This is a genomic window from Streptomyces sp. 184, assembly GCF_045781775.1.
Taxonomy (GTDB): domain Bacteria; phylum Actinomycetota; class Actinomycetes; order Streptomycetales; family Streptomycetaceae; genus Streptomyces.
The window spans coordinates 80861-107664 of the sequence record NZ_CP123230.1; the positions used below are offsets into that span (position 1 = coordinate 80861).

A 26804-nucleotide genomic window follows, 5' to 3' on the forward strand; every position below is an offset into this window, starting at 1 on the left:
GTCGGTCGGCGCGCCGGACGGCGCCGTCGACACGGACCGGCAGGCGCAGCTCGTACGGCGCGGCCTCGGCGGGCTGCCGACGCCGTTGGCGCTCGCCGCGTTGCAGCAGGCGCTCGACCACGACGAGACGTTCGTCGCCGTCGCGGATGTCGACTGGGCCCGCCTCGCGCCCGTGTTCGCCGCGGTACGCCCCAGCCCCCTCCTCGCCGCCCTGCCCGAGGCGGCCGGGGCCCTGGGCGGCGGCGAGGACACCGCCGGGGGCGCGGAGGCGGCGGTCGACGGCGGCGGTTCCGCCCTCGTCGCACGCCTGGCCGGGCTCGACCCGGACGAGCGCCGGGCGGAGCTGCTGACGCTGGTGCGAACGGCCGCCGCCGAGGTGCTCGGCCATCCCGGCGCCGAGGCGGTGGACCCGTACCGCCCGTTCCAGGACCTCGGGTTCGACTCCCTGGCCGCCGTCTCGCTGCGCAACCGGCTCGGCGAGACGACCGGCCTGCGGCTGCCCACGACGCTCGTCTTCGACCACCCGACGCCCGCGGCCGTCGCCGAGTTCCTGGGCGGCGAACTGCCGGGCGCGGCCGGGGCGGAGACGCCGGAGCCCGGCCACGACGCGACGGGCCTCGACGCGACGGGCTTCGACGTGACGGGCTACGACCCCGCGTACGACTCGCGTCCGGAGGTCGCGCGGGCCGTGGCGCGGTTCACCGACGACGAGTTGTTCGCGTTCATCGACGAGCGGCTGGGCGCCTTCGGGCCCGGCCGCGGCCAGCAATGAGGACCGCCATGGCGCACACCGCGGACACGACGAACGCAGGCAACGAGACGCGCCTCCGGGACTACCTGGAGCGCGTGACCGTCGACCTGCACGAGGCGCTGCGCCGGCTGCGGCGGGCCGACCTGCGCGAGCGGGAGCCGATCGCCGTCGTCGGCATGGCCTGCCGCTTCCCCGGCGGGGTCGCGACGCCGCAGGAGTTGTGGGAGCTGCTGGCCGCGGGGCGGGACGCGGTCGGCGGGTTCCCCGCGGACCGCGGCTGGGACCTGGACGGCCTGTACCACCCCGACCCCGACCACCCGGGCACCAGCTACGTCCGGCACGGCGGATTCCTGTACGACGCGGGGGACTTCGACGCCGAGTTCTTCGGCATCTCGCCGCGCGAGGCCCTGGCCATGGACCCGCAGCAGCGGCTCTCGCTGGAGACGGCGTGGGAGGCCGTCGAGCGGGCGGGGATCGACGTCTCGTCCCTCGCGGGCAGCCGCACCGGCGTCTTCGTCGGCACCAGCGGCCAGGACTACGGGATGCTCACGACGACGACCGCCGACCGCGTCGAGGGCTACGTGATGACCGGCAACGCCGCGAGCGTGCTGTCCGGGCGGCTCTCGTACACCCTGGGTCTGGAGGGTCCGGCGCTGACGGTGGACACCGCCTGTTCGTCGTCGCTGGTGAGCACGCACGTCGCGGTGGGGTCGCTGCGCGCGGGGGAGTGCGACCTGGCGCTCGCGGGCGGGGTGACGGTGCTGGCGACGCCCGCGGGGTTCGTGGAGTTCAGTCGGCAGCGGGGGCTGGCGCCGGACGGGCGCTGCAAGTCCTTCGCGGCGGCGGCGGACGGCACCGCGTGGGGCGAGGGCGTGGGGATGCTGCTGCTGGAGCGGCTGTCCGACGCGCGGCGCAACGGCCACCCGGTGCTCGCCGTGATCCGCGGCTCGGCCGTCAACCAGGACGGCGCCAGCAACGGCCTGTCCGCCCCCAACGGGCCCTCGCAGCAGCGCGTCATCCGCGCCGCCCTCGCCGCCGCCGGGCTGGCGCCGGGGGAGGTCGACGCGGTCGAGGCGCACGGCACCGGCACCCGGCTCGGCGACCCCATCGAGGCGCAGGCGCTGCTGGCCACGTACGGCAAGGGGCGGGCGGCGGAACGGCCGCTGTGGCTCGGCTCGTTGAAGTCGAACTTCGGCCACACGGCGGCGGCGGCCGGAGTCGCCGGCATCATCAAGATGGTCCAGTCGCTACGCCACGGGCAGTTGCCCGCCACCCTCCACGTGGACGAGCCGACGCCGCACGTCGACTGGGCGGCGGGGGAGGTGCGGCTGCTCACGGAACCCCGGGAGTGGCCGGGGTCGGACCGGCCGCGCCGGGCGGGGGTGTCGGCGTTCGGGGTCAGCGGCACCAACGCGCACCTGATCGTCGAAGAGGCGCCCGCGGAGGCCCTGTCGGAGGCCCTGTCGGAGGCCCTGGAGGAGGCTGGGCCGGAGCCTGCGGGCGGCGGCGGCGGTGCGGGCGGCCGGGCGCCGCTCGTGGTCGGCGGCGGCGCCGGGCCGGCGACGCCGTGGCCGCTGTCGGCCCGTACCGAAGAAGACCTGCGCGCCCAGGCCGCCCGCCTCCACGCCCACCTCACCGCCGCACCCCCGGCCGAGCCGCCCCCCGGGCCGGCCGCGGTGCTGGACACCGGCTTCACCCTCGCCACCGGCCGACGGCCGTTCCCGCACCGGGCGGTGGTCACCGCCGCCGACGCGGACGGCTTCGCGCAAGGGCTGCGCGCGCTGGCAGAGGGGCGTTCGGCGGCCGGTGTCGTACGGGGCCGGGCGCGGCCGGAAGGCGCCGACGCCGCAGGGCCGGTGTTCCTCTTCGGCGGCGGCGGCTCCCACTGGGCCGGCATGGGCCGCGAACTCCTCGACGGCTCACCGGTGTTCGCCGAGCACATCGCCGCCTGCGAAAAGGCGCTGGCGCCGCACGTGGACTGGTCACTCGGCGACGTACTCCGGCACGCCGAGGGCCCCGAGCTGGACCGGGCCGACGTGGTCCAGCCCGCGCAGTGGGCCGTGGCCGTGGCGCTCGCTGAGCTGTGGCAGGCGTGCGGGGTGCGGCCCGCGGCCGTCGTGGGCCACTCGCAGGGCGAGATCGCCGCGGCCGTCGTCGCGGGCGGGCTCTCGCTGGAGGACGGCGCCGCCGTCATCGCCCACCGGGGCGCCGTGCTGCACACCCTCGCGGGGCAGGGCGGCATGGCCGTCGTACCGCTGCCCGAGGACGCCGCGGCCGACCGGCTCGCGCCCTGGGCCGGGCGGCTGACGGTCGCGGCCGTCAACGGCCCCGCCGGGGTCGTGGTCTCGGGGGAGACCGGGGCGCTGGACGAACTGCTGGCCGCACTCGCGGACGAGGACGTGGACGCCCGCAGAGTACGGGTGGACTTCGCCGCGCACTCGCCGCAGATCGAACCGCTCCGCGCCCGGCTGCTCGCGGGCTGGCGGGACATCGCGCCGCGGCGCGGGCGGATCCGGTTCGTCTCGACGGCCACCGGGGAGCCCTTCGACACCGCGGGCCTGGACGCCGAGTACTGGTACCGCAACGCGCGGAGCACCGTCCGCTTCGGAGCGGCGGTGGGCGGCCTGGCCGCCGCGGGGCACCGGGCGTTCGTCGAGGTGGGCGCCCACCCGGTGCTCACGGCGGCGGTGCAGGAAGTCCTCGAAGCGGAGGGTCCGGGCGGGCCGGGCGCGGCGGTGCTCGGCTCCCTGCGACGCGACGATGGCGGCGCCGGCCGCTTCCTCACCGCGCTGGGGGAGGCGTACGCGGCCGGGCTGCCGGTCGCGTGGCCGGAGCTGTTCGCGGGCACCGGCGCCCGCCGCCGCGAACTGCCCACCTACCCCTTCCACCGCGAGCGGTTCTGGCTCGCCCCGGCGGCGCAGGGGACGGGCCGGGCGGGGCAGACGGACCGGACCGGGCCGGACGACTGGTTCTGGGACCAGGTGCAGCAGCGCGACGCCGGGACCCTGGCGAAGGCCGTCGGCGTGGCACCGGACGCGCTGGACGCCGTGCTGCCGGCGCTCGCCGAATGGCGGACCCGGGGGCAGGAGAGCGCCGCACAGGAACGGCTGCGGTACCGGGTGGTCTGGCGCGCGGCTTCGCAGCCGGGGGACGCGGCGCGTATCGACGGCGACTGGCTGATCGTCGCCCCCGCCGGCGCCGCCGGAGAATCCGGCGCCGCCGTACGGGCGTTGACCGAGCGCGGCGCGCGCTGCCGGCTGCTGGAGGTGGACACCGCCACGGCCGAGCGCGGACCGCTGGCCGGGCACCTGCGCGAGGCCGCCCCGGAGGGCGCGGCGGGCGTCCTGTCGCTGCTGGCCCTCGACGACGCTCCGGCTCCCGCCCTGCCCCACCTCACCCGCGGCACGACCGCGACCCTGGCGCTTGCGCAGGGCCTCGCCGACGCGGCACTCGACGCCCCGCTGTGGGTGGTGACCAGGGGCGCGGTGGCGGCAGACCGGGAGGACGCCGCCCCCCGGCCGGACCAGGCGGCGGTCTGGGGACTGAGCCGGTCGATCGGCCACGAACAGCCGGGCCAGTGGGGCGGGTTGGTGGACCTGCCGCGGGACGCGCAGGAGCGGGACGCACGGGAGGAGGCCCTGTCGGAGAACGGCGCGCCCCAGGACGGCGCCGCGGGGGATGGCGGCGCGGGGGACGGCGCCATGGGGGACGACGCCACGAAGGACGGTGGCGCGCGGGACGGTGCCGCGAAGGACGGTGCCGCGAAGGACGGAACACCCCAGGACCGTGCGTCCCAGGACGGCGCACCGAACGACGGCGGGCCGCCGGAGGGCGCGTGGTCCGGGCTGGCCGACGCCCTCGCGCTCGCCGAAGGCGGCGCGGGGCGCGAGGACGAGGTGGCGGTACGCCCCGAGGGAGCGTTCGTACGCCGCCTCGTCCGCGCCCGCCCCGGCCGACCCGACTCTGACCAGCCCGGCCCCGACCGCCCCCGACCCCGCCCCGCGGCCCCCGCCAAGCGTCCCTGGCAGCCGCGCGGCGCCGTGCTCGTCGCCGGTGCCGACGGCACCCCCCGCGGCGCCGTGGCGCGGCTGCTCGCCGCCGAGGGCGCGGCGCACGTGCTGCTGGCCGGCGGCACCCGCGCCCGTACCGACGAGGAGGCGGCTGAGCTGGCCGCCGCCGGGGTCCCGGCCACCGCACTCGGCACCCGCCCCACCCGCGACGAGGTGCTGGCCGCCCTGCCGCCGGGCCAGCCGCTCACCGCCGTCGTGCACACCGGCGCCGCGCCCGGCGACGTGCCGATCGACCGGCTCACCCCGGCGCGGCTGTCGGAGAGCCTGGCGGCGGCCGGGGAAGTCGGCGCGCTGCTGGCCGAGTTGGCGGACGTCCCGCTGGAGGCGGTGGTGTGCTTCTCGTCCGTCGCCGCGACCTTCGGGGGCGTCGGCCAGGGCGCGTACGCGGCCGGCTGCGCGCACGTCGAGGCCCAGGCCGAGGCGCTGCGGACCGCGGCCCCCGCCCCGGCGGCGACGTCCGTCGCCTGGGGGCCGTGGAGCGGCGCCGGACAGGGGGAGCAGCGGTTCGCGCGGGCCGGTCTCGGCGCGCTCGACCCCGCGCGGATGCTCCACGGCCTGCGCTGGGCCGTCGACGAGGGCGAGCCGGGCGCGGTGGTGGCGGAGATCGACCGGGAGCGGTTCGCCGCCGCCTACGGCGCGGCCCGCCCCGGCGCCCTGCTCGCCGAGCTGGTTCCCGACACTCCCGTACGACCCGCAGGCCGCGAAGGCGCCGCAGGCTCCGCCGGCACCGGGCCGCGGCAGCGGCTGGCGGACGCCACCGGCGACGAGCTGCGCGCGCTGCTCGCCGACCTGGTCAGGGCCGAGGTGGCCGCCGTCCTCGGCCACGCCGACCCCGCGGCGCTGGCCGACCGGGGGCTGCTGGAGCTGGGCTTCGACTCGCTGACCACCGTCGAGCTCCGTAATCGGCTCAACAGCGCCACCGGCGCCCGCCTCCCGGCTGCCGTCCTCACGCGCAACCCCGACCTGGCCGCGCTCACCGAGCAGTTGTACGCCGACCTGTCCCCCTCCCCCACGGGCCCGTCCGCCCCGTCGGAGTCGGCCGGCCCGCCCGGTTCGTACGACACGGGCGGCGGCTTCCTGCCCGCGATGTTCGCGGAGGCGCTGGCGCAGGGGCGGTCGCGGGAGTTCATCGGGATGCTGGGCACGGCGGCCTCGTTCCGTACGGCGTTCACCGGCCCGGACGACCCGGGCGCGCTCCCCGCGCCCGTCCCGCTCACCGCCGAGGGCACCGGGCCGCGCCTGGTCGCGCTGCCCAGCGCGCTGGCGGCGTCCGGACCCCACCAGTTCGCGCGGCTCGCCGCCGCGCTGCGCGGCGACGGCCACCGGGTGACGGCGCTGCACCTGCCAGGCTTCCGCGCCGGCGAGCCGCTGCCCGCGGGCCTGCCGGCGCTGCTCGACGCCCTGGCCGCCACCGCCACCGCCGCCCGCGCTACGGGCGCTACGGGCGACGAGCCGTTCGCCCTCGTCGGCTACTCCTCCGGCGGGCTGCTCGCGCACGCCCTCGCGGAGCGGCTGGGGGCGTCGGCGGTGGTGCTGATCGACAGCCGGCCGCTGACCGAGTACAGCCCGGCGGACCACCCGGAGCTGCTCGGCGGGGTCGCCGCGCGGATGGACGTCATCGACGACACCCGGCTCACCGCGATGGGCCGCTATCTGGAACTGCTGCACACCCTGCGCCCGGAGCCGGCCGACGTGCCCACGCTGCTGGCCGCGGCGGAACGGCCGATCCCGGCCCGGCCCGTGCCGTGGCCTCTGCCGCACACCGAGGTCGTCGTACCGGGCGACCACTTCACTCTGATCGAGGACCACGCCGCGACGACCGCCGCCGCCGTGAGCGCATGGCTGAGCAACGTCTGGAGAACCGAAGATGAGTAACGACCAGGACCACGACCAGAACCAGGACCACGGCCCAGACCACGGCCAAAACCAGGACCGCACGGCGGAGTCCGCCGGTGACCCCGTCGTCGTGGTCGGCGCCGGCCCGTGCGGGCTGGTGATCGCCTGCGAGCTGCTGCGGCTCGGCGTGCCGACCCGGCTGCTGGAGGCCGACAGCGAGCCGCACACCGGCTCCCGGGCCGTCCTGCTGTGGCCGCCGACGCTCGACGTACTCGACGGGCTCGGCATGCTCGACGACGCGCAGGCGCGCGGCGTGCGGCCCGCCGCCCTCGCGTACCACATGCCCGACGGCAAGACGCTCCGCGTCGCGCTGGGCAAGGCCAACGAACCGCTGGTGCTGCCGCAGCAGGAGACCACCCAACTGCTGCTGGGCGTGCTGGAGAAGCTCGGCGGCCGGGTCGAGTACGGGGTCCGCGTCACCGACGTCAGCACCGCCGACGACACGGTCACCCTCGCCACCGAGGGCCCCGACGGCGCGACGGAGACGATCACGGCCCCCTGGCTGATCGGCGCCGACGGCGTCGGCAGCACGGTGCGGCAGAAGCTCGGCATCCCGTTCGAGGGCGGCAGCGTGCCGATGACGTTCGTGCTGGCCGAGGGGGAGGTGACCGGCGACTTCGGGCGGGACGCGGTGCAGTACTTCCTCGGCCACAAGGGCGCCGTGCTGCTGTCGCCGCTGCCGGGCGGCCTGGTCCGTATCTCCGGCCCGGTCGCGCCCGACATGCCGATGACGCGGGAGGCCGTGCAGCAGATGCTCGACGAGCGCGCCCCCGCCGGGCTGCGCTACGTCTCCGCCACCTCCATCGACTCGTTCACCAGCCAGGAGCGGATCGCCAGGACGCTGCGCTCCGGCCGCGCGTTCCTCGCCGGTGACGCCGCCCACGTCCACTCCGTCGTCGGCGGGCAGGGGCTCAACCTCGGCATCCAGGACGGCCGCAACCTGGCCTGGAAGCTCGCCGGCGTCATCCAGGGCACCCTGTCCCCGGCGGTGCTCGACAGCTACACCATCGAGCGGCGCGCCGTCGCCGAGCAGGTCGTCCAGACCACGGGCCGCATGATCCGGCAGGCCGCCGCCGGGCCGTTCGCCTCCCGCGTACGCAACGGGGTGTGGGCCCTGATGCAGGCCACGGGCACGCTGCGCCGCTGGTACGCGCCCATGCTGGCGGGCAGGTTGACCCGCTACCCCGACGTGCTCTTCGGCGCTCCCGCGCCCAAGCCGCCCCGCGGACTGCCGGCCCCCGGCACCCGTACGCCCGCGTGGGTCCCGGCGGCCGGCCCCGGGCAGGAGGGCTTCCGCCTCCTCACGCTGGGCCCCGGCGACGCCGCCGCGCTGCGGCCGGCCGCCGAGCGCCTGGCCGCCGCCCATCCGGACGTGCTCACGTACGGCCATGTCAGCCACCGCAGGACGGGCTGGCTGCTGCTGCGTCCGGACGGGTTCGTCGCCGCGTCCGGCAAGGACGCGCCGCAGCTCGCCGCGATCGAGGGGCCGCTCGCGCGGATCGTCGCCGGTCGCTGACGGGTTCGCAGTTCCTCGTACGGCTGGAAAGCGCTGGTCAGCGAGCTATGCAACGATTGGGGGGCACGACGGGCCCCGGCCGGGCAGCCGGGGTCTTGTTTCACGTGAAACGCCCGGTCGGCGTAACGCGCCGCCCGGGGGGTTCCGGGGCGATCGGCGAAGGTGGTAGACCCGAGGGCACGAGGTCCGATTCGTCGCCGTACGCTGGCGGGAACCGGGGTCCCGGGGTGCTCGTTGCACCAGTGGGTGCCACGGTCAGCCGGGCCCAGCAATGTTCGTCAAGCGGCGCGGCCCGCGCCGGATTGGGGCAGGGTAAGTCATGGGTGTCAGCCTCGCTAAGGGTGGAAACGTCTCGCTGACGAAGGAGGCGCCGGGGCTCACGGCCGTCGTCGTCGGTCTCGGCTGGGATGTGCGTTCCACCACCGGTGCGGACTTCGACCTCGACGCCAGCGCGCTGCTGCTGGGCGCCGACGGGAAGGTCTCCTCCGACCAGCACTTCATCTTCTTCAACAACCTCAAGAGCCCTGACGGCTCCGTCGAGCACACCGGCGACAACCTCACCGGTGAAGGCGAGGGCGACGACGAGCAGGTGAAGGTGAACCTGGCGGGCGTGCCCGCCGAGATCGACAAGATCACCTTCCCGGTCTCGATCTACGAGGCCGAGAGCCGCCAGCAGAGCTTCGGCCAGGTGCGCAACGCGTTCATCCGCGTCGTCAACCAGGCCGACAACAACGAGATCGCCCGCTACGACCTCAGCGAGGACGCCTCGACCGAGACCGCCATGGTCTTCGGCGAGCTGTACCGCAACGGGGCCGAGTGGAAGTTCCGCGCCGTGGGCCAGGGCTACGCCTCGGGCCTGCGCGGGATCGCGCAGGACTTCGGCGTCAACGTCTGAGTCACCATCCGAGCCGGTAACGGCTCTTGAGGCGGTGGACCCGCGGGCCCCCGGGCCCGTGGTCCTCCCGCCCTGCCCGGTCAGTGGACCGGCGACGGCTGAGCCGTCGCCGGTCTCGCCGTTTCGAGGGCCCTTTCCTGGCCGTCTCCGGGGCGTTTCCGGGGCGTCTACGCGGCCGTTACGTCCCCTGGGCGGCGGCGCCGGGGCGCGGGCCGTATGCGGCGGGCCACACCTCGCGGAACTGGCCGTCCGGCGCCGGGGCCCACCCCGTACGCTGACGGGGTGACGGAACCCGCGGAACGCGACGAGCAGACGCCCCACGACGACGAGCACGCGCGCGCCGACGGGTCCACCGGCGGCGGCGAGCACGCCGAGGGCGCGGACGGCGACGGCGGTGGTGACGGGGGCGGTGACGGGGGCGACGGCGGTGGTGCCGCGCGGCTGGAGCGCGCCGTACGGGCCGCGGAGCAGGCCCTCATCGAGTTCGAGGTGGCCGTCGAGACGTTCCGTATCGAGGTCGACAACTTCTCCCGCCTGCACCACCAGCGCCTCGGCCCCATGTACAGCCGGCTCGACGAGCTGGACGCCCTCATCGCCGAGGCCCGGGCCGAGCGGACCGGCGACCCCGAGGACAAGCGCCGCGCCGACGAGTTGCGGGCGCTGGTGATGCCGATGCCCGGCGTCGAGGAACTGTTCGGCGGCTGGCTCGACTCCGACGGGCTCTCGCCGGAGGCGGCCGACATGCTCACCGGCCGGCCCGTCTCGCCGCCGCCGCGGGTGCGGCCCAGCGAGGAGGCCCGCCGGATCTACCGCGAGCTGGCCCGCATGGCCCACCCCGACCTCGCGCAGGACGAGCACGAGTCGGACCGGCGCAGCGCGTTCATCGCCCGGGTCAACACCGCGTACGCCTCCGGGGACGTCGAGGCGCTGACCGCGCTCAAGGCGGAGTGGGAGGCCGGGCCCGTACCCGAGGAGCCCCGGCGCAGCCGCGCCGAGGAGCTGTACGCGCGGCTGGAGTGGCTGGCGCAGCGCAAGGAGCTGCTGGTGTCGGTCGCGAAGCAGTTGGAGGAGGGCGCGATCGGCCAGATGCTGAAGCTGGCGCCCGACGACCCGGACCGGCTGCTGGAGGAGATCGCCGAAGAGCTGCTGGCGCGGGTGGCGGAGAAGGAAGCGGCGCTGGCGGAGCTGGCCCGCGGCTGAGCCGGGGACGCGGACCCGGGCGGGGGCGCGGCGGGGGGACGAGGACGCGGCCGGGGACGAGGACCGGGCCGGGGGCGCGGTCGCGCGGGAGCGCGGGGCGGGGGCCGGGCGGCCGTCCGGTAGCGTCGGGGCATGAGCTTTGGTCACGTACCCACGGTCGGCATCGACGAGCTGGCACCGGCCGCCTTCCTGCTGGACGTCCGCGAGGACGACGAGTGGCAGGCCGGCCACGCCGAGGGCGCCCTGCACATCCCGATGAGCCAGTTCGCCGCGCGCTTCGGCGAGGTGACCGAGGCGGCGCCGCAGGACGGCCGGATCAACGTGATCTGCCGCTCCGGCGGACGCTCGGCGCAGGTGGCGATGTACCTGACGCAGCAGGGCCTGGACGCCGTCAACGTCGCCGGGGGCATGGAGGCGTGGGCCGCCGCCGGGCGGCCGGTCGTGGACGACAGCGGCACCCCGGGCCACGTGCTCTGACGCGCGCGGCCCGCCCCGGGTCACCTGTCGAAGTCCAGCTCCACCTGCTCCGTCACCGGGTGCGACTGGCAGGCCAGCACGTAGCCGGCGGCCAGCTCGTCCGGCTCCAGTGCGTAGCTGCGGTCCATGCGGACCTCGCCGCGGATCAGGAACGCCCGGCACGTACCGCAGACGCCGCCCTTGCAGGCGTACGGGGCGTCCGGGCGGGCCCGTAGCACCGCGTCGAGCAGCTTCTCGCCCGGCCGCAGCGGCCAACTGCCGGAGCGGCCGGCGAGGGTGGCGGTGAGCGTGCTGTGCTCGGGCCCGGTGCCGGCGGCCGGCTCCGGCGCCGGGGCGTCGTCCACGTGGAAGATCTCCTCGTGGATCCGGCGGCGGGGCACGCCGAGCGCGCGCAGCCCGCGCTCCGCCTGCTGGATGAGCCCGAGGGGCCCGCACAGGAACCAGCCCGCGACCTCCGCCACCGGCAGCAGCGCGGGCAGCAGCTCCGCCAGCCGCTCCGCGTCCAGCCGCCCGGCGGGCAGCCCGGCCTGCTGCTCCTCGCGGCTGAGCGCGTGCACGACCTGGAGCCGGTCGGGATAGCGGTCCTTGAGGTCGGCGACCTCCTCCAGGAACATCGCGGAGTCCGCGGACCGGTCGCTGCGGACGAGGCAGAAGCGGGTCCGCGGGTCGCGCCCGAGGAGGGTCGCGGCGATGGAGAGCACGGGCGTGATGCCGCTGCCGCCGACCACCGCGCCGTAGCGCCCGCCGGGGACGGCGGCGCCGCGCAGCCCGAAGCGGCCGGCGGGGGTGAGCACGGGCAGGGTCTCCCCCGGCGCGAGCCGCCGGTTGACGTACGGCGAGCAGGCGCCGTCGGCGACCTCGCGGACGCCGACGGTCAGCTCGGCGGGCTCGGGGTCCTCGGGGGAGCAGATCGAGTACGTCCGCCGGTCGCTGGCGCCGCCGTCGGTGCCGGTGGGTATCCGCAGCGCGACGTGCTGCCCGGCGCGGAAGCCGTACGCGGCGCGCAGCTCGGGCGGCACGGCGAAGGTCACGGCGACGGAGTCGTCCGTGAGCCGGCGGATGTCGGCGACCTTGAGGTCGTGGAAGACGGCGTGCCCCCGGGGTGCGGCGGCGGAGGTCACGTCAGCTCCTTGAAGTGGTCGAAGGGCTCCAGGCAGGCGGTGCACCGCCGGAGGGCCTTGCAGGCGGTGGAGGAGAACGGCGACAGCAGCTCGGTCTCGGCGGAGCCGCAGCGGGGACAGCGGACGGGCTCGCCGGCGACCGCCGCGGTGGGCCCGGGCTCGGGGGCGGTGGCGTGGGCCGGGGTGTCGGCGGACACGGTGCCGCCGTGGGGGGTGGGCCCCGTGCGTCCGCTGCCCCCGGTCACCTCGGCCCCGGCGTGGCCGGATGCCCTGGCGGACGCATCGCTGGGGCGGGTGGCGGCCTGCCCTGCGGGTTCGGGTGCCGCCGGGGTGTCACCGGCCGGCGTCGCCGTCCGGCCGCGCCGCGCGCTCAGCGTGACCGGGACCGGGCCCGCGGGGCGGGTCGTGCGGGGCGGGGCTATGCCCGCCTCGGTCAGCTTGCGGCGGCCCTCCGGCGTGATGTCGTCCGTCGTCCACGCCGGCGCCAGCACGCGCCGCACCCGTACGTCCGCCATCCCGCCCCGCTCGCGCAGCACCCGCTCGATGTCCTCGGCCATCGACTCCACGGCCGGGCATCCCGTGTACGTCGGCGTCAGCTCGACCTCCACCGCCGCCGCCCCGGTCCTGCGCACCCCGCGCACCACGCCCAGCTCCGCCAGCGTCAGCATCGGCAGCTCCGGGTCCGGCACGCTGCCGGCCAGCTCCCGCAGCCGCTCCTCCACCGGGGTGGCCACGTGCCGGTCCGCGTCCGTCACCATGACGCCCCCGGGTGGCTGCGGTGCAGATGCTGCATCTCCGCGAGCATCCGCCCGAACGACTCCGTGTGCACGCCCTCGCGGCCCGCGCCGGCCGACCAGCCCGTGCCGCGCGGGCCCTCGGGCAGCGTGAGCGTGGCGCGCTCCAGCACGTCGCCCACGGACCGCAGCCACGCCGCCTCCAGCCCGGCCCAGTCCACCGCCACGCCCTCGACGGGGCGGAACAGCTCGCCCGTGTACCGCCAGAGGGCGTCGAGGCCGGACTGCATCCGCGCGCGGGAGGTCTCGGTGCCGTCGCCGAGGCGCAGCGTCCACTGCTCGGCGTGGTCCCGGTGGTACGCGACCTCCTTGACCGCTTTCGCCGCGAGCGGCGCCAGCGGCGCGGGCTCGGCACCGGCGGCCACCTGCCCGTACAGCAGCTCCTGGTAGACGGAGAAGTACAACTGGCGCGCGATGGTGTGAGCGAAGTCGCCGTTCGGCTGCTCGACCAACTGGACGTTGAGGAAGGCGCGTTCCTCCCGGCGGAACGCCAGCTCGTCCTCGTCGCCGACGAGGGACAGCAGCGTGCGCGCCTGGCCGAGCAGGTCGAGCGCGATGTTCGCGAGGGCGACCTCCTCCTCCAGGACCGGCGCGTGCCCCGTCCACTCCGCGAGCCGGTGGGACAGGACGAGCGCGTCGTCCCCCAGCGCCAGCGCACCGGCGGTGGCCGGGTCGGGGGCGGCGGGGACTGCGGCCTCCGGGACTGCCGTGGCCCGGTCCGCGGTGGCCGGGTCCGGGGCGGTGCTCACAGGTTCCGCACCCCCTCCGGCAGCTCGTAGAACGTGGGGTGGCGGTACGGCTTGTCGGCGGCGGGCGCGAAGAACGGGTCCTTCTCGTCCGGCGAAGAGGCCGTGACCTCGGCGGACGGCACGACCCACACCGAGACGCCCTCCTGGCGCCGGGTGTAGAGATCGCGGGCGTTGCGCAGGGCCATGGCGGCGTCCGGGGCGTGCAGCGAGCCGGCGTGCACGTGCGACAGGCCGCGCCTGCTGCGGACGAACACCTCCCACAGCGGCCAGTCCCCCGCCGAGGGATCCGGGCCCGCAGCCGGGCCCGCAGCTTCCGGGCCGGCAGCCGCCGAGCCTGCGGCCTTCCCGACCGTAGCCTCCGGGCCCGCCGCCTCGGCGCTCATGCCGCCGCCTCCTCGGACCCCGCGGCGCGCGCCCGCTTCGCGGCATACGCCGCCGCGGCCTCGCGCACCCACGCGCCGTCCTCGTGCGCCTGCCGCCTGCGGCCGATCCGCTCCTCGTTGCACGGCCCGTTCCCGCGCAGCACCTCCTTGAACTCCGCCCAGTCGATGGCGCCGAAGTCGTGCTGCCCCCGCTCCTCGTTCCACCGCAGGTCGGGGTCCGGGAGCGTCAGGCCCAGGATCTCGGCCTGGCGCACGCAGATGTCGACGAAGCGCTGGCGCAGCTCGTCGTTCGAGTGCCGCTTGATCTTCCAGGCCATGGACTGCGCCGAGTGCGCCGACTCGTCGTCGGGCGGGCCGAACATCATCAGCGACGGCCACCACCAGCGGTCGACGGAGTCCTGGGCCATCGCGTGCTGCTCGGGGGTGCCGTGCGCGAGGGTGTGCAGCAGCTCGTACCCCTGGCGCTGGTGGAAGGACTCCTCCTTGCAGATGCGGACCATCGCGCGCGCGTACGGGCCGTAGGAGCAGCGGCACAGCGGCACCTGGTTGATGATCGCGGCGCCGTCCACGAGCCAGCCGATGGCGCCGACATCGGCCCAGGTGAGCGTGGGGTAGTTGAAGATCGAGGAGTACTTCTGGCGGCCGGCGTGCAGCTTGTCCAGCAGCTCGTCCCGGCCGGTGCCCAGGGTCTCTGCGGCGCTGTACAGATACAGGCCGTGGCCCGCCTCGTCCTGCACCTTGGCCAGCAGGATGGCCTTGCGGCGCAGGGAGGGGGCGCGCGTCAGCCAGTTCGCCTCCGGCTGCATGCCGATGATCTCGGAGTGCGCGTGCTGGGCGATCTGGCGCACGAGCGTCGCGCGGTAGGCGTCGGGCATCCAGTCGCGCGGCTCGATGCGCTCGTCCGCGGCGATCCTCGCGTCGAACGCCGCCTGGGGCGCTGCTCCGGGGGCGGCCTCGGGCGCCGCCGCGGCTTCCGGCGCCCCTGTCCCCGTGCCCGTACGAGATCCGGAACCCGCCTCGGCTCCGGACCGGCTGCCTCTTTCGGTGATCGTCTCCGGCATCTCGGCTCCCGTGCCCTCCCTACCGACCGATCGTTCGGTTCCATGCTCCTTGGCCGGCACTACCCTGTCAAGGTCGGTTTCTGCCCCCGTACGCTGCGCGAGGGCGGTCGGGGTGGGTAGCGTGCCGGTCCTAAGGACCGGAGGAGACGGGAGCCCGGGGGTTATGGAATCGCGCCAGCCGGACGAGAGCCGCGCCGGCATACCCGACGGCGGGGGCGTCGCGGGGGCGGAAGCAGAGCGGGAAGCCGAGCCCGGGGCAGAGCCGGCGCCGCGGCCGACGCTCGGCATCGCCGGGCTGTCTCCCGTCTCGCGGATCGTCGTCGCCCTGGCCATCGCGGTGCTGGTCGGCCTCGTCACCGTGCATCTGGGTGCCGGCTTCCTGCACGTCGCGCCGGCCAACACGCTCAGCAAGAAGCACGACGAGACGATCGACCGCATCGTCTTCCCCGAGTTCGAGCAGAACTGGCGGCTGTTCGCGCCCAACCCGCTCCAGACCAACATCCACGTCGAGGTACGCGCCGAGCTGCGGATGCCCGACGGCGGCAGCGAGCAGACCGGCTGGGTCGACCTCACGGCCATGGACCACAAGAACATCGAGGGCAACCCGGCGCCCAGCCACAGCGTGCAGAACGAGCTGCGCCGCGGCTGGGACTACTGGACCGACACCCACGACGAGGACAACCGCGCCATCTCCGACCGCGCCGACCTCGCCGAGGACTACGTCAAGCGCATCGTGATGCGGCGCCTCGGCCCCGTGCTGAACGACGGCCGGGTCGAGCGCATCCAGATCCGCCAGACCAGCTACCGGATCGCCCCGCCGTCGTGGAGCGGCGAGCGCTGGGACACCGCTCCGGTCCACCGCGAGCTGCCCTGGTGGATCGTCACGGGGGAGGACCTGATGAAGAGCGACCGCGAGGTGTGGGAGGAGAGGGCCCAGTGACCTCGGCACCGCACACACCCCCCACGCCCCCCGGGCCTCCCCCGCGCCCCGGACCGCCCGCGACGCCGAAGGTCCCCTCGGCGGCCGAGCTGCGCCGGCGCTTCGAGGACGCCCTCACCCGCGGCCTCGGGCACGTCACGACGCGGACGCTCGGCCCGTACCAGACGGCGGTCGTGCGCATCGGCTTCGCCTTCACCTGGCTGTGCTTCCTGCTGCGCGAACTGCCGCACCGGCACGAGCTGTACGGACCAGACGGGCCGTGGAGCTTCGACCTCGGCCGGCGGCTGATCGACGAGACCGGCGCGTTCACGCTGCTGATGTGGTCGCGCAGCGACTTCTGGTTCGAGGTCGTCTACCTGCTCGCCGTGGCCGCCAGCGTGATGCTGCTGCTGGGATGGCGTACGCGGACGGCGTCCGTGCTCTTCATGGTGGGCGTGCTGTCCCTCCAGAACCGCAGCATCTTCATGGGCGACGGCGGCGACAACGTCATCCACCTCATGGCCACGTACCTGGTGATCACGCGCTGCGGCCAGGTGTGGTCGCTGGACGCGCGCCGCGCGCGGCGCGAGGCGGCGCGCGCCGCCGCGGAGCCCGGCGCGGCGCCGCCGCAGGACCGGGTCGGGGTGGTGCTGTGGGCGGTGCTGGGCGCCGCGCTGCTCGTCGTCACCGTGATGGGGCACCTGACCTGGGGCTGGGCGCTGATCTTCTGGGGGCTGTGGGTCGCGCACGCGGTGTGGTGGGCGGTACGGCGCGCCGGGTCCGCCGAGCCGCGGACGGTCTGCGAGGTGCTGGCGAACCTCGTGCACAACGCCGGGCTGCTCGTGATCATGGCCCAGGTCTGCTTCATCTACGCGACCGCCGGCTGGTACAAGGTCCAGGGCACCCGCTGGCAGGACGGCACGGCCGTCTACTACCCGCTCAAGCTCGACTACTTCACGCCCTGGCCGGGGCTCGCGGACATGATGGCGAGCAACGGGACCATGATCATGCTGCTCGGCTACGGCACGGTCATCGTGCAGGTCGCGTTCCCCTTCACGCTCTTCAACCGGCGGCTGAAGAACGTGCTGCTGACCGTCATGATCATCGACCACGCGTCGATCGCCGTGATCATGGGGCTGCCGTTCTTCTCGGCGGCGATGATCTCGGCGGACCTGGTGTTCCTGCCGACCGTCTTCCTGGTGTGGACCGGCGCGAAGGTCACGGGGCTGAAGAACCTGCTCCTCGGCCGGGTGCCGGGGGCGGACCCGCCGCCGAAGCCGCCGGCGGCCGAGCCGCCGGACCCCGCGATCCCGGCGCAGGCGGGCTCCCCGGACGCCCAGGCGGGCGCCCGCCCGGCCTGAGGCCCGCGGGCGGTACGGCACGGGCGCGGGCCCGGGCACGGCCCGGACGGTGTACGCCTGGACGCGCGTACGGCGGGGCCGGGGTACTCCGGACAGGCGGTACGGCACCGCCGCGAGCCCGGGGCGCGGAGCCTGGAAGGGGTACGGCGCCGGGCGGGCGTACGGCGCGGGCCCGGGTGCTCCGGTGCGCCGAGACCGCCGGACGGGCGGCGGAGCCGGACACGTAGGCTCGGCGCATGACCGGGGACGTCGTACGGCAGTGGCGCGAGGCCGCCGGGACCGCCGGGCCGGCTGGGCCGGCTGCGTCGGCCGGGTCTGTCGGGGACGCCGGGGTCGTGCTGCTCGACGGCTTTCACGCCCTCAAGCACGCTCTGCGCTTCGGCGCCCGCGTGCGGATCGCCGTCACCACCTCCCGCGCCGACGCGCTCGCGCTCGCCGGCGAGCTGGCCCCCGACCTCGCCGCCCGCCTCGACGGCCTGCTCACCGAGGTGCCCGACCGGGAGCTGCGCGAACTGGTGCCCCGGCGGCACCCCACCGGCGTCGCCGCCCTGGCCGACCGGGCGGAGCCGGCCACCGTGCGCGCCGCGCTGCGCGCGCCCCGCTCCGCGCCTGTCGTCGTCCTCGACAACCCGCGCAACCTCGGCAACGTCGGCGCCGTCGTCCGCCTCGCCGCCGGCATGGGCGCCACCGGCGTCGTGACCACCGGCGACACCGACCCCTGGCACCCCAACGCGGTTCGCGGCGCCGCCGGCCTGCACTACGCCACCGCCGTCGCCCGCCTCCCGCTCGGCGAACTCGCCGACGCCGCCCCCGGCCCGCTCTACGCCCTCGACCCCGCCGGCGCCGACCTGCGCACCCTGCGCCTGCCCGCCGACGCGCTCCTCGCCTTCGGCTCCGAGCGGCACGGCATCTCGCCGGACCTGCGGGCGCGCGCGGACCGGCTCGTGTCGCTGCCGATGCGCCCGCAGGTCTCCAGCTACAACCTCGCCACCAGCGTGGCCATGGCGCTCTACCACTGGTCCCTCGGCGCCGGCCCGGACGCCCCGGGCCCGATCGGCCCGGCCGGCCCGCCGGTCCCGTAGCGCTACGCCGGGCGCCGGACCTCGACCATCCGGAAGCGGTTCGCCACGAACGCCCCGTCCGTCAGCGCCGCGTTCGCCGCCGGGTTGCCGCCCGAGCCGTGGAAGTCGGAGAAGGCCGAGGTCTGGTTCACGTACACCCCGCCGGTGAGGTTGAAGGAAAGCTGCGCCGGCTCCTCCATGCACGCCTCCTCGATCAACCGCTCCACCTCCGTCGACGTCGTGTACGCCCCGACGGTCATGGCGCCCTTGTCGCGGATGGTGCGCCGCAGCAGCTCCACCGCGTCGCCCGTCGAGCCGACCGCGACCGCGAACGACACCGGCCCGAAGCACTCGGTCATATACGCCGCCTCGGCCTCCGGCTTCGCGCCGTCGAGCTTGACGATCACCGGCGTACGCACCGTGGCGCCGGGGAACTCGGGGTGGACCACCGCCCGCGTGGCCAGGGCGACTTCGCCGAGCCCGGGGGCGGCCTCCAGCCGCTCCTGCACGCCCGGGTTGACGATCGCGCCGAGCAGCGCCGTGGCCCGCTCGTCGTCACCGAGGAGCTTGTCGACCGCGGCGGCGAGGCCGGCGACCACCTCGTCGTACGACTTGCGGCCCTGGTCGGTGTCGATGCCGTCCCGGGGGATCAGCAGGTTCTGCGGGGTGGTGCACATCTGGCCGCTGTAGAGCGAGAGGGAGAAGGCCAGGTTGGCGAGCATGCCGCGGTAGTCGTCGGTGGAGTCGATCACGACCGTGTTGACGCCGGCCTTCTCCGTGTAGACCTGGGCCTGGCGGGCGTTGTCCTCCAGCCACTCGCCGAAGGCGGACGAGCCGGTGTAGTCCACGATCCGGATCTCGGGGCGCAGCGCCAGCGTCTTGGCGGCGCCCTCGCCCTCCCGCTCGGCGGTCAGAGACACCAGGTTCGCGTCGAAGCCGGCCTCGGTCAGCACCTCGCGGGCGGCCTGCACCGTCAGCGCGAGCGGCAGCACGGCCCGCGGATGCGGCTTGACCAGCACCGCGTTCCCCGTCGCCAGGGAGGCGAAGAGGCCGGGATAGCCGTTCCAGGTCGGGAACGTGTTGCACCCGACGAGCAGCGCGACGCCGCGCGGCACGGCCGTGAACGTCTTGCGCAGGTGCAGCGGGTCCCGCTTGCCCTGCGGCTTGGACCACTCGGCGACCAGCGGCGTGCGGCTCTGCTCCGCATACGCGTACGCGACGGCCTCCAGGCCGCGGTCCTGTGCATGCGGCCCGCCCGCCTGGAACGCCATCATGAACGCCTGCCCCGACGTGTGCATCACGGCGTGCGCGAACTCGTGGGTGCGGGCGCTGATCCGGGCCAGGATCTCCAGGCACACCAGCGCCCGCAGCTCGGGCCCGGCCTGCCGCCACGCCCCCGTCGCCGCCCGCATCACGGGCAGCAGCACGTCCGGGTCGGCGTGCGGGTACGTGATGCCCAGCTCCACCCCGAAGGGCGAGACCTCGTCCCCGGCCCAGCCGTCGGTGCCGGGCTGGCCGAGGTCCACGCGGGTGCCGCGCAGCGCCTGGAAGGCCGCCTGCCCGTCCGCGGGGGCGCTTTCGCCGTACGCCTTCGGGTGCTCGGGGTGCGGCGACCAGAAGGCGCGCGTGCGGATCGCGTCCAACGCCTGGTCGAGGGTGGGGCGGTGCTTCTCGGCGAGCGCGTCGGGCGTGAGGGGGGCGGGCATGCGGAACCAACTCCTCGTCGAGCTGGGCGGAAATCGGGCTTCGCGGCTAGAGTAACCGAATGATCGGTCGGGGCAAGAGAGGCTGTGGATAAGTGGCCGAGAGCAGGCGGACAGGCGCGCAGAGCGGCGCGAAACGGGACACGTACACCCCCGAAACGCTTCTCGCCGTGGCCGTCGAGGTCTTCCTGGAGCGGGGGTACGACGGCACCTCGATGGAGCACCTCTCCCGTGCCGCGGGCATCTCCAAGTCCTCGATATACCACCACGTGCGCGGCAAGGAGGAGCTGCTGCACCGCGCGGTCAGCCGCGCGCTCGACGGCCTCTTCGGCGTCCTCGACGACCCCGCCGCGCGCACCGGCCGGGCCGTGGAGCGGCTGGAGGCCGTCGCCCGGGGCACGACGGTGGTGCTGATGGCGGAGCTGCCGTACGTGACGCTGCTGCTGCGGGTGCGCGGCAACACCGAGACGGAGCGCTGGGCCATGGAGCGCCGGCGCGAGTTCGACGCCCGGGTGGCGGCGCTGCTCAAGGAGGCGGTGGCGGACGGCGACCTGCGCGCGGACGTGGACGTCCGGCTGGCCACGCGGCTGCTCTTCGGCATGATCAACTCGATCGCGGAGTGGTACCGCCCGCGCGCGGGCAACGCCCACGACGACGACGAGGTCGCGGCGGCCGTGGTGACGCTGGCCTTCGCGGGCCTGCGGACCTGACGGCGGGGGCGCGAGTACCTGGCGGCGCGGGCCGGCGGGCGGGGCCCGTACTCAGCTCAGCAGGTCGTTCTGCACGTCCGTCTCCTCGAAGACGAGCAGGGTGCGCGTCGACAGCACCTCCGGGATCGACTGGATCCGGGTCAGCACCAGGTCGCGCAGCGCGCGGTTGTCCTCCGTGTGCACCAGCAGCAGGACGTCGAAGTCCCCGCCCACCAGCGCGATGTGGACCGCGCCCGGCAGTTGTTCGAGCTGGCGGCGCGCCGTGCGCCAGGTGTTCTGGACGATCTTCAGCGTGATGTACGCGGACGTCCCCTGCCCCGCCCGCTCCTGGTCGATGCGGGCGGCGAAGCCGCGGATCACGCCGTCGTCGATGAGGCGGTTGATGCGGGCGTAGGCGTTGGCGCGGGAGACGTGGACCTGCTCGGCCACGGAGCGTACGGAGGCGCGGCCGTCGGCGCGCAGGATGCGGATGATCTCGCGGTCGACGGCGTCCAGCCGGCGCGCCGGCGGGCGCGGCGCGGGCACCGCGGGGGCGGTGGCGGGCAGGTCGGGGGTGTCGTCGGCCAACTGTTCTTCCGCCATGCCCCAGCGCCTCCCCTGTCTGGACGACCTGCTGGTATTGGAAGCTGTGCAGAACCGTTTGTCCACAGGCTGGGGTTCCCTGTAGCCAAAATGTGCCGTCAACCGAACAATCGGTAGGGAGTGCACGAGGTCTCATCCACGCCCACAAGGAGGTGGACGTCATGACGGTTCTTGAGCAGCCCGGCCGCGCCTACCACCCGGCGCCCCCGCCGGGATGGAAGCCGCGTACCGACGCGGCACCCCTGCTGCCCGACCCCGAGCCGTACCGCGTGCTCGGCACCTCCGCCGCGGAGAATGCCGACGCCGGCCTGCTCCGCGAGCTGTACGGCGCGCTGGTCACCGGCCGGCGGTACAACGAACAGGCCACCACGCTGACCAAGCAGGGCCGCCTCGCCGTCTACCCGTCGACCACCGGCCAGGAAGCCTGCCAGGTCGCCGCCGCCCGCGCCCTGCGCCCGCAGGACTGGCTCTTCCCCAGCTACCGGGACACGCTCGCCGCCGTCGCCCGCGGCCTCGACCCCGTGCAGGCCCTCACGCTGCTCCGCGGCGACTGGCACACCGGGTACGACCCCGCGGAGCACCGCATCGCCCCCCTGTGCACCCCGCTGGCCACCCAGCTCCCGCACGCCGTCGGCCTCGCCCACGCCGCCCGCATCAAGGGCGACGACGTCGTCGCCCTCGCCATGGTCGGCGACGGCGGCACCAGCGAGGGCGACTTCCACGAGGCGCTGAACTTCGCCGCCGTCTGGCGCGCGCCCGTCGTCTTCCTCGTGCAGAACAACGGCTTCGCGATCTCCGTCCCGCTCGCCAAGCAGACCGCCGCCCCCTCCCTCGCCCACAAGGCGGTGGGGTACGGGATGCCGGGCCGCATCATCGACGGCAACGACGTGGTCGCCGCGTACGAGGTCCTCACCGAGGCCGTCGAGCGCGCCCGGGCCGGCGGCGGCCCGACGCTGGTCGAGGCCGTCACGTACCGCATGGAGGCCCACACCAACGCCGACGACGCCACGCGCTACCGGACGGACAGCGAGGTCGAGCCCTGGCGTGCGCACGACCCCGTCGCGCTGCTGGAGCGCGAGCTGACCGGCCGCGGACTGCTCGACGACGCGGCTGCCGCCGCCGCCCGCGCGGCGGCGGAGGAGCTGGCGGCGGACATGCGCGAGCGGCTGCACGCCGACGCCGACCTGGACCCGGTGGACCTCTTCGCGCACGTCTACGCCGAGCCGACGCAGCAGCTCCGCGTGCAGGAGACCATGCTGCGCGCCGAGCTTGAGGCAGAGCTTCAGGCCGAGGAGGAGGGCCGATGACGACGACCGCCGTCGCCGGCACCGCCACCGGGGCCAAGCCCGCCACCATGGCGCAGGCCCTCACGCGCGCGATGCGCGACGCCATGGCCGCCGACCCCGCCGTCCACGTCATGGGCGAGGACGTGGGGCAGCTCGGCGGCGTCTTCCGCATCACGCAGGGCCTGGCCGAGGAGTTCGGCGAGGACCGCTGCACGGACACCCCGCTGGCCGAGGCCGGCATCCTCGGCACGGCGGTCGGGATGGCGATGTACGGGCTGCGGCCCGTGGTGGAGATGCAGTTCGACGCCTTCGCCTACCCCGCGTTCGAGCAGCTCATCAGCCACGTCTCCCGGATGCGCAACCGCACCCGGGGCGCCACCCCGATGCCGCTGACGATCCGCGTTCCGTACGGCGGCGGCATCGGCGGCGTCGAGCACCACGGCGACTCCTCCGAGGCGTACTACATGGCCACCCCCGGGCTGCACGTGGTCACGCCCGGCACCGTCGCCGACGCCTACGGTCTGCTGCGCGCCGCCATCGCCTCCGACGACCCCGTGGTCTTCATGGAGCCCAAGCGGCTCTACTGGTCGAAGGCCGGCTGGGACCCCGAGCGGCCCGAGCAGGTGCCGGGCATCGGCCGGGCGGCGGTGCGCCGGCCGGGCACGACGGCCACCCTCGTCACGTACGGCCCGTCGGTGCCGGTCTGCCTGGAGGCCGCCGAGGCCGGCCGCGAGGAGGGCTGGGACCTGGAGGTCGTCGACCTGCGCTCCCTGGTGCCGTTCGACGAGGAGACGGTCGTGGCGTCCGTGCGGCGCACGGGCCGGGCCGTCGTCGTCCACGAGTCGCCCGGCTTCGCCGGCCCCGGCGGCGAGATCGCCGCCCGCATCGGCGAGCGCTGCTTCCACTACCTGGAGGCGCCCGTGCTGCGCGTCGCCGGCCTCGACATCCCGTACCCGCCGCCGATGCTGGAGAAGCACCACCTGCCGGGCGTGGACCGCATTCTGGACGCGGTCTCGCGGCTCCAGTGGGAGGCCGAGTGGACGGAGGGCGGCTGATGCCGGAGGTCCGCGAGTTCGCGCTGCCCGACCTGGGCGAAGGGCTGACGGAGGCGGAGATCGTCACCTGGCTGGTGGACGTCGGCGACGTCATCGCCGTCGACCAGCCGGTGGTGGAGGTGGAGACGGCCAAGGCGATGGTCGAGGTGCCCTGCCCGTACGCGGGCGTGGTCACCGCCCGCCACGGTGAGGCCGGCACGGAGGTGCCGGTGGGGTCGGTGCTGGTCACGGTGGCGGTGGAGGCCGCGGCCGGGACGGGTGGCGGCGGCGCGGGCGGAGCCCGGACCGGGGCCGGGGGCGGATACCGGGACCGGATCGAGGACAGGATCCGCGGCGCGGCGGGCGACGGCGCGGCGGGCGACGCGCGGGCCGCGGCGGAGTTCGCCGGGGAGGAGACGGGCGGTTCCGGCAACGTCCTCGTGGGCTACGGCACGAGTGCCGGCGGCACGCGCCGGCGACGGCGTCGGGGCCCGGCGGGAGCCGGCCGCACCCGGGACCGGGCGGCCCGCGGCCTCGGCGACGGGTTCGGTGACGGGTTCGACGGCGGCCCGGCCCGCCCCGGAGCGGGCGAGCCGCCGGCGCGGGGCGCGGCGGCGCCGGAGGCCGTGGAGGACGGGCCGGTGGCCGTGATCTCGCCGCTCGTGCGCCGGATCGCCCGGGAGTCCGGGCTCGACCTGCGCGCCATCGCCGGCAGCGGGCCGCGCGGGCTGATCCTGCGCGCCGACGTCGAGGCCGCGGTGCGCACCGCGGCCGGTGACGCCGGGCGTACGGCCGTCGATGGCGTGGGACGTACCGCCGTCGATGGTGCGGGCGTCGGCGCCGGTGCGCGTACCGCGGGCGCCGGGACTGCCGGAGCCGTGCCCGCCGGAGGCGAGCGGGTGCCGCTGCGCGGGGTGCGGGGTGCCATCGCCGACAAGCTGTCCCGCAGCCGGCGCGAGATCCCCGACGTCACGTGCTGGGTGGACGCCGACGCGACGGAACTGCTGGCCGCCCGGCGGTCGATGAACGCTGCCGCGGACGACCGGCCGCCGGTGTCGCTGCTCGCGCTGCTCGGCCGCGTCTGCACCGCCGCGCTCGCGCGCTTCCCCGAGCTGAACTCCACGGTGCGGGACCGCGAGATAGTCCGGCTGCCCGCCGTCCACCTCGGCTTCGCCGCGCAGACGGACCGCGGGCTCGTCGTCCCGGTCGTCCGCGACGCCCACGCGCTCAGCGCGGAGCGGCTCTCCGCGGAGATGTCGCGGCTGACCGAGGCGGCGCGGGCCGGCACGCTGACGCCCGCGGAGCTGACCGGCGGCACGTTCACGCTGAACAACTACGGCGTCTTCGGCGTCGACGGCTCCACACCGATCCTCAACCACCCCGAGGCGGGCATGCTCGGCGTGGGGCGGATAGCGGAAAAGCCGTGGGTGCACGGCGGCGAGCTGGCGGTGCGGCGCGTGGTGCAGTTGTCGTTCACGTTCGACCACCGGGTGTGCGACGGCGGCACGGCGGGCGGCTTCCTGCGGTACGTGGCCGACTGCGTCGAGCACCCCTCGGTGCTGCTCAGGTCGCTCTAGCGCAGCGGCGGGGGGCGGGTAGGGTCCCGTGCCATGGAGGAGTCCGGCGGTACGGGGCCCGGGGCGGCGCACGCGGGTGCGGACGCCGGCCCGGCGGAACCGTACGCCGCCGTCGTGCTCGCCGGCGGCGCCGCGCGGCGGCTCGGCGGGGTCGACAAGACGGCCCTGCGCGTCGGCGGGCGGACCCTGCTGGACCGGGTGCTGCGCGCGTGCCGCGGCGCCGGGCAGACCGTCGTCGTGGGGCCGCGTCGCCCCACCGTCCGCCCGGTGGCCTGGACCCGCGAGGCGCCGCCCGGCGGCGGACCCCTCGCCGCGCTGGCCGCCGCGCTGCCGCTGACCTCGGCGGACACCGTCGTCCTGCTCTCCGCGGACCTGCCGTTCCTGGACGACGGCACGGTACGCACCCTCCTCGACGCCCTCGCGTCGGCCGAGGTCAGCGTCGACGGGGCGATGTTCGTGGACGGCACCGGACGCGACCAGCCGCTCGTCGCGGCGTACCGGGGCGAGTCGCTGCGCCGCGGCCTGGCGCTGCTCGCCGTCGAGTACGGCGGGCTCGCCGGGCTGCCGCTGCGGCTGCTCACGGGGGAGCTGCGGCTCGTACGGTCGACATCCGGTGCCACGTTCGACTGCGACACCTGGGAGGATCTGGCGACGGCCAGGGACCGGATCAGGGAGCATGGGCACGTGCTGGATGAATGGCTGGCAGCGGTCAAGGAAGAACTCGGCCTCGACACCGAGGTCGACACCCGCGTTCTGCTCGACCTCGCGCGCGACGCCGCGCACGGAGTGGCGCGCCCCGCGGCGCCGTTGACCACGTTCCTCGTCGGCTACGCGGCGGGGCGGGCCGGCGGCGGCCCGGAGGCGGTCGCGGAGGCGGCCCGCAAGGTCACGGCGCTGACCGAGCGGTGGGCGGAGGAGGCGGCCGAGGAGGGCCGGGCGGACACATGACGTCTGGTCGGCGGGGCGAGCGGCGCGCCCCCGGGACGGGCGCCGGGGCCGGCCGCGGGAGCGGGAGCGAAGCCGGTGCCCGCGGCGACGAGTTCGCGGACGCGCTGGCGCTGGCGAACGAGACCGACGACCTGGCCGCCACCTACGGCGACGCCTTCACCCTCGCCGAACCCCCGCCGGCCGCGGCTCCCGGAGGCCCGGCTGCGCCTCGCGGGCGGGAGAGCGGGGCCCGGGGGACGGGCGGACCGCGCCCGCAACCGGACGAGTTCGGCGACGCCTTGACCTTCACGGAGCGGTCGGGCACGGCCGACGGCCCGGAGCCGTCGCCACCGCGTCGCCGCCCGGCCCGCCCGGCGGATCGGCAGCCGGAGCCGCGCACGGGTACGGGAACGGGTACGGCCGCGAGCCGCGGTGCCGGCCGGCACGGCGCCGGGCCGCGGGGCGCCGCGGACCGCACCGCCGCGCGCGCTCCGCGCGGTGACGCCGCCGCAGAGCCGGGGGCACGAGCCGCCTCCGGACGCGACGCGGAGCGGGGCGGAAGCAGCGCGGACGGCGCCGGCGGTCGCGAGGCGCGTACGGGCTCGGGCCGTGGGCCCCGGGCGGGTGCGGCCGAGTCGCCGGTGGGCGGGCGCGGGCCCGGCGGGGCCGCGGGCCGCGGGGGCACCCCGCGCGGCTCCCACGGGCGCGAGGGTGCGCCCGCGGCGCGGGAT

The 26804-nt window shown here is 75.9% G+C and carries 21 protein-coding genes; 14 read left to right on the forward strand and 7 right to left on the reverse strand.

What is annotated here, in order from left to right:
* Positions 1–403: 403 nt before the first annotated feature.
* The 6 genes from QBL21_RS00200 (at position 404) to QBL21_RS00225 (ending at position 10805) form a co-directional block, all read left to right on the forward strand.
* Positions 404–772 carry a phosphopantetheine-binding protein gene (locus tag QBL21_RS00200; protein ID WP_407566249.1) on the forward strand — a complete coding sequence of 123 codons (369 nt, stop codon included), beginning with the start codon at positions 404–406 and terminating at the stop codon, positions 770–772.
* Positions 773–780: 8 nt separating this feature from the next.
* The gene (locus QBL21_RS00205; protein WP_407559887.1) at positions 781–6696 is read left to right on the forward strand and encodes an alpha/beta fold hydrolase; all 5916 of its coding nucleotides are present in this window, start codon (positions 781–783) and stop codon (positions 6694–6696) included.
* Positions 6689–8233, forward strand: a complete 1545-nt coding sequence (locus tag QBL21_RS00210; protein ID WP_407559888.1) for an FAD-dependent monooxygenase — start codon at positions 6689–6691, stop codon at positions 8231–8233. The genes QBL21_RS00205 and QBL21_RS00210 overlap by 8 nt, the downstream gene beginning before the upstream one ends.
* Before the next feature lie 319 nt (positions 8234–8552).
* A complete protein-coding gene (locus QBL21_RS00215) occupies positions 8553–9128 on the forward strand; it encodes a TerD family protein (RefSeq protein ID WP_407559889.1) in 576 nt (191 codons plus the stop codon).
* A 282-nt stretch (positions 9129–9410) separates the two neighbouring features.
* Positions 9411–10328, forward strand: a complete 918-nt coding sequence (locus QBL21_RS00220; protein WP_407559890.1) for a hypothetical protein — start codon at positions 9411–9413, stop codon at positions 10326–10328.
* Between the two features lie 132 nt (positions 10329–10460).
* Positions 10461–10805, forward strand: coding sequence for a rhodanese-like domain-containing protein (locus QBL21_RS00225; protein WP_407559891.1), 345 nt, complete (start codon positions 10461–10463; stop codon positions 10803–10805).
* A gap of 20 nt (positions 10806–10825) precedes the next feature.
* Here QBL21_RS00225 and QBL21_RS00230 read toward each other — a convergent pair whose 3' ends face one another.
* The 5 genes from QBL21_RS00230 to paaA form a co-directional block, all read right to left on the reverse strand.
* On the reverse strand, positions 10826–11926 hold the full coding sequence (locus QBL21_RS00230) for a 2Fe-2S iron-sulfur cluster-binding protein (RefSeq protein WP_407559892.1): 1101 nt from the start codon (positions 11924–11926) through the stop codon (positions 10826–10828).
* Entirely contained in the window at positions 11923–12660 is a 738-nt protein-coding gene (locus tag QBL21_RS00235) for an iron-sulfur cluster assembly protein (protein ID WP_407566250.1), read from the reverse strand. Before QBL21_RS00235 ends, QBL21_RS00230 begins: the two co-directional genes overlap by 4 nt.
* A gap of 17 nt (positions 12661–12677) precedes the next feature.
* Positions 12678–13469 (reverse strand): 1,2-phenylacetyl-CoA epoxidase subunit PaaC, encoded by a 792-nt coding sequence (gene paaC / locus QBL21_RS00240; RefSeq protein WP_407559893.1) that lies wholly within the window; start codon positions 13467–13469, stop codon positions 12678–12680.
* Positions 13466–13732, reverse strand: a complete 267-nt coding sequence (paaB, locus tag QBL21_RS00245; RefSeq protein WP_407566251.1) for a 1,2-phenylacetyl-CoA epoxidase subunit PaaB — start codon at positions 13730–13732, stop codon at positions 13466–13468. Before paaB ends, paaC begins: the two co-directional genes overlap by 4 nt.
* Before the next feature lie 116 nt (positions 13733–13848).
* Complete coding sequence (gene paaA / locus QBL21_RS00250; RefSeq protein ID WP_407559894.1) at positions 13849–14913, reverse strand: 1,2-phenylacetyl-CoA epoxidase subunit PaaA; 1065 nt, start codon at positions 14911–14913, stop codon at positions 13849–13851.
* Positions 14914–15076: 163 nt separating this feature from the next.
* Here paaA and QBL21_RS00255 point away from each other — a divergent pair, with 163 nt between their 5' ends.
* From QBL21_RS00255 to QBL21_RS00265, 3 genes are all read left to right on the forward strand, one after another.
* A complete protein-coding gene (locus QBL21_RS00255; protein ID WP_407559895.1) occupies positions 15077–15853 on the forward strand; it encodes a DUF5819 family protein in 777 nt (258 codons plus the stop codon).
* Positions 15850–17193, forward strand: a complete 1344-nt coding sequence (locus tag QBL21_RS00260; RefSeq protein ID WP_407559896.1) for an HTTM domain-containing protein — start codon at positions 15850–15852, stop codon at positions 17191–17193. The genes QBL21_RS00255 and QBL21_RS00260 overlap by 4 nt, the downstream gene beginning before the upstream one ends.
* A gap of 236 nt (positions 17194–17429) precedes the next feature.
* Complete coding sequence (locus QBL21_RS00265; protein ID WP_407559897.1) at positions 17430–18275, forward strand: TrmH family RNA methyltransferase; 846 nt, start codon at positions 17430–17432, stop codon at positions 18273–18275.
* A gap of 2 nt (positions 18276–18277) precedes the next feature.
* Here QBL21_RS00265 and paaN read toward each other — a convergent pair whose 3' ends face one another.
* Complete coding sequence (gene paaN / locus QBL21_RS00270) at positions 18278–19960, reverse strand: phenylacetic acid degradation protein PaaN (protein WP_407559898.1); 1683 nt, start codon at positions 19958–19960, stop codon at positions 18278–18280.
* Between the two features lie 92 nt (positions 19961–20052).
* Here paaN and QBL21_RS00275 point away from each other — a divergent pair, with 92 nt between their 5' ends.
* Complete coding sequence (locus tag QBL21_RS00275) at positions 20053–20667, forward strand: TetR/AcrR family transcriptional regulator (protein ID WP_407559899.1); 615 nt, start codon at positions 20053–20055, stop codon at positions 20665–20667.
* Positions 20668–20718: 51 nt separating this feature from the next.
* On the opposite strand, the gene QBL21_RS00280 is transcribed toward QBL21_RS00275, so the two are convergent.
* Complete coding sequence (locus tag QBL21_RS00280) at positions 20719–21249, reverse strand: Lrp/AsnC family transcriptional regulator (RefSeq protein WP_407559900.1); 531 nt, start codon at positions 21247–21249, stop codon at positions 20719–20721.
* 161 nt (positions 21250–21410) lie between these two features.
* On the opposite strand from QBL21_RS00280, the gene pdhA reads away from it, so the two are divergent.
* From pdhA to QBL21_RS00300, 4 genes are read left to right on the forward strand one after another with little or no spacing between them, the layout of a single operon-like run.
* Positions 21411–22556, forward strand: coding sequence for a pyruvate dehydrogenase (acetyl-transferring) E1 component subunit alpha (gene pdhA / locus QBL21_RS00285; RefSeq protein WP_407559901.1), 1146 nt, complete (start codon positions 21411–21413; stop codon positions 22554–22556).
* Positions 22553–23590, forward strand: coding sequence for an alpha-ketoacid dehydrogenase subunit beta (locus QBL21_RS00290; RefSeq protein WP_407559902.1), 1038 nt, complete (start codon positions 22553–22555; stop codon positions 23588–23590). Before pdhA ends, QBL21_RS00290 begins: the two co-directional genes overlap by 4 nt.
* Complete coding sequence (locus QBL21_RS00295) at positions 23590–25146, forward strand: dihydrolipoamide acetyltransferase family protein (protein ID WP_407559903.1); 1557 nt, start codon at positions 23590–23592, stop codon at positions 25144–25146. The genes QBL21_RS00290 and QBL21_RS00295 overlap by 1 nt, the downstream gene beginning before the upstream one ends.
* A 33-nt stretch (positions 25147–25179) precedes the next feature.
* On the forward strand, positions 25180–26094 hold the full coding sequence (locus tag QBL21_RS00300; RefSeq protein WP_407559904.1) for a DUF6457 domain-containing protein: 915 nt from the start codon (positions 25180–25182) through the stop codon (positions 26092–26094).
* Positions 26095–26804: the final 710 nt, after the last annotated feature.

Bases quoted from the DNA above. Each gene is read 5' to 3' on its own strand.
- QBL21_RS00205 (WP_407559887.1), top strand. From the start codon at position 781: ATGGCGCACACCGCGGACACGACGAACGCAGGCAACGAGACGCGCCTC.
- QBL21_RS00210 (WP_407559888.1), top strand. From the start codon at position 6,689: ATGAGTAACGACCAGGACCACGACCAGAACCAGGACCACGGCCCAGAC.
- QBL21_RS00215 (WP_407559889.1), top strand. From the start codon at position 8,553: ATGGGTGTCAGCCTCGCTAAGGGTGGAAACGTCTCGCTGACGAAGGAG.
- QBL21_RS00225 (WP_407559891.1), top strand. From the start codon at position 10,461: ATGAGCTTTGGTCACGTACCCACGGTCGGCATCGACGAGCTGGCACCG.
- paaA (WP_407559894.1), bottom strand. From the start codon at position 14,913: ATGCCGGAGACGATCACCGAAAGAGGCAGCCGGTCCGGAGCCGAGGCG.
- QBL21_RS00255 (WP_407559895.1), top strand. From the start codon at position 15,077: ATGGAATCGCGCCAGCCGGACGAGAGCCGCGCCGGCATACCCGACGGC.
- QBL21_RS00265 (WP_407559897.1), top strand. From the start codon at position 17,430: ATGACCGGGGACGTCGTACGGCAGTGGCGCGAGGCCGCCGGGACCGCC.
- paaN (WP_407559898.1), bottom strand. From the start codon at position 19,960: ATGCCCGCCCCCCTCACGCCCGACGCGCTCGCCGAGAAGCACCGCCCC.
- QBL21_RS00280 (WP_407559900.1), bottom strand. From the start codon at position 21,249: ATGGCGGAAGAACAGTTGGCCGACGACACCCCCGACCTGCCCGCCACC.
- pdhA (WP_407559901.1), top strand. From the start codon at position 21,411: ATGACGGTTCTTGAGCAGCCCGGCCGCGCCTACCACCCGGCGCCCCCG.
- QBL21_RS00290 (WP_407559902.1), top strand. From the start codon at position 22,553: ATGACGACGACCGCCGTCGCCGGCACCGCCACCGGGGCCAAGCCCGCC.
- QBL21_RS00295 (WP_407559903.1), top strand. From the start codon at position 23,590: ATGCCGGAGGTCCGCGAGTTCGCGCTGCCCGACCTGGGCGAAGGGCTG.
- QBL21_RS00300 (WP_407559904.1), top strand. From the start codon at position 25,180: ATGGAGGAGTCCGGCGGTACGGGGCCCGGGGCGGCGCACGCGGGTGCG.